This is a genomic window from Protofrankia sp. Cj3 (assembly GCF_917627355.1).
Classification (GTDB): domain Bacteria; phylum Actinomycetota; class Actinomycetes; order Frankiales; family Frankiaceae; genus Protofrankia.
In genome coordinates, this window is record NZ_CAKJTR010000301.1 from 1 (window position 1) to 2,003 (window position 2,003).

Sequence of the window (2,003 nt, forward strand, 5' to 3'; positions counted from 1 at the left end):
GAGCAGACCATCGATGCGGACGTCACTGAGCCCGGCGACCTGCAGGAACGCGAAGAACCTCTTCAACGACCACACCACGTTGCCGACGCCAGCCGGCCTCCTCGGGGCGACCTCGACCATGAACCCGCGAACGTCGTCCGCAGTGACAGCGCCGAGAGCACGCCGGCCAGTCCGGTCAAGATAGGCCAGGAACTGGCGAATCTCGCTGACCAGCAGCCGCACCGACCCTGGCGCCAACTCCAGACCCGCCGCCGCAGCGGCGAACTGCCGGAGCACGACACGGGAACTCTCGCCGAGCACGAGATCAGGGTCTGGGCCCATCACCCGCCAGACCACCGCGCCGGTCGTCTGGAACTCCAGCATCATCCGGGCTGACTTCACCAGCGCGTTGCGCCTGTTCGCGCCGATCTCACCGCGGCGGGCGCGCTCCTGCTGGCACGCGACGAACTCCTCGACCACATCGGCCGACAGCGCGTCCAGGTCACGCTGGTCACAGAACTGCACGACGACATCGCAGCACTTGCGGTAGCGGGCGACCGAGTCGGCCGATAACCCCACACCCTCCACCACGCCGAGCACGGCCTCAGCCAGCCCGGACACCATCGACCCCATGGCATCGTCCCTTCATCCGATGGAGCCGCCAGTTCGGACTACATGGCGGCAGCATCAGCGTGAGCCGGCAATACCCCGGGCAAGGTCTCATCCGCGCAACTGACGCACCGGCTTATTCCGACAGGCCCGGGGTCGCCAGACCGTGTCAGCGCAGGTCCCGGGCCTGTCACACGCAGGAAGGAGCGGACATCGGAATAACCCGAGAATCGGAGTAATACCAATTATCCCGAGATCGGGATAACTGGTACTTCTCCGCGGCCCCCGAGCTGCTCGCCCTAGCCGAGCAACTCCTGGAGACCCGCTGGGGCGCACGGCCATGAGCAGCCTCGCTCCGACCCTGCAGGCATTCTTCACCGACAGGCTGGTAAAGCAACGCCAGGCCAGCCCTCACACGATCGGCGCCTACCGCGACGCCATGCGGCTGCTGCTGACCTTCGCCGAGCAGGTGACCGGCATCGCCCCGTCCCGCCTGCAACTCACGGACCTCGACGCGCCCCTGGTCGGGGCGTTCCTCGACCACCTCGAGCACGTCCGGCACAACAGCGCATCCACCCGCAACGCCCGGCTCGCCGCAATCCACTCGCTGTTCCGCTTCGCGGCGCTGCGCCACCCCGAGGATGCCGCCATCATCGCGCGGGTGCTGGCGATGCCGACGAAACGCCATGACCAGACCATCATCACCTACCTCACCGGCCCCGAGGTCGACGCGCTGCTCGCCGCCCCCGACCAGACCACCTGGATCGGCCGGCGCGACCACGCCCTGCTCGCCCTCGCCGTCCACACCGGCCTGCGCGTCTCCGAACTGACCGCGCTCACCGTCCCCGATGTCCGCCTCGGCCGAGGGGCGCACGTCCGTTGCCTCGGCAAGGGCCGCAAAGAACGGATCACCCCTATCAGACCGCTGCTCGCCACAACCATGAGCGCCTGGCTCACCGAGCGCGAAGCGCTCCCGGGCGACGCGGTCTTCTCGTCCCGGAAAGGCAACCAGCTGAGCACCGACGCCGTTGCAAGCCGCCTCGCTCGGCACGTCGCCAACGCGACGCCGAACTGCCCGACCCTGGAGGCAAAGAACATCACACCACACGTACTGCGACATAGTGCAGCGATGCGACTACTCCATGCTGGCATCGACATCACCGTCATCGCTCTGTGGCTAGGGCACGAGTCCGTGACAACGACGCAGGCGTACATTCACGCCGACCTGGCCCTCAAGGAGAAAGCGCTCGCCCGCACCGCCCCCGAAGGCACCGCCCCCGGCCGCTACCAGCCGCCCGACCCGCTGATCCGATTCCTCGAAACCCTCTAAATTATCCCGACACCGTCACCGGGGCCGCCGCCCGCACCCAGCGGCGGCCCCGCCAGGTCGGCATAACGAACGCGTCTCCATAAAA

General features: G+C 67.7%; 1 protein-coding gene and 1 pseudogene. One reads left to right on the plus strand and one right to left on the minus strand.

Annotated elements, in window-relative coordinates; all coding sequences use genetic code 11:
- Positions 1-612, minus strand: a pseudogene (locus MJ783_RS22660) (hypothetical protein); the annotation flags it as partial.
- Positions 613-928: 316 nt separating this feature from the next.
- Here MJ783_RS22660 and MJ783_RS22665 point away from each other — a divergent pair.
- Positions 929-1,918 carry a tyrosine-type recombinase/integrase gene (locus MJ783_RS22665; RefSeq protein WP_239313792.1) on the plus strand — a complete coding sequence of 330 codons (990 nt, stop codon included), beginning with the start codon at positions 929-931 and terminating at the stop codon, positions 1,916-1,918.
- Positions 1,919-2,003 lie beyond the last annotated feature (85 nt).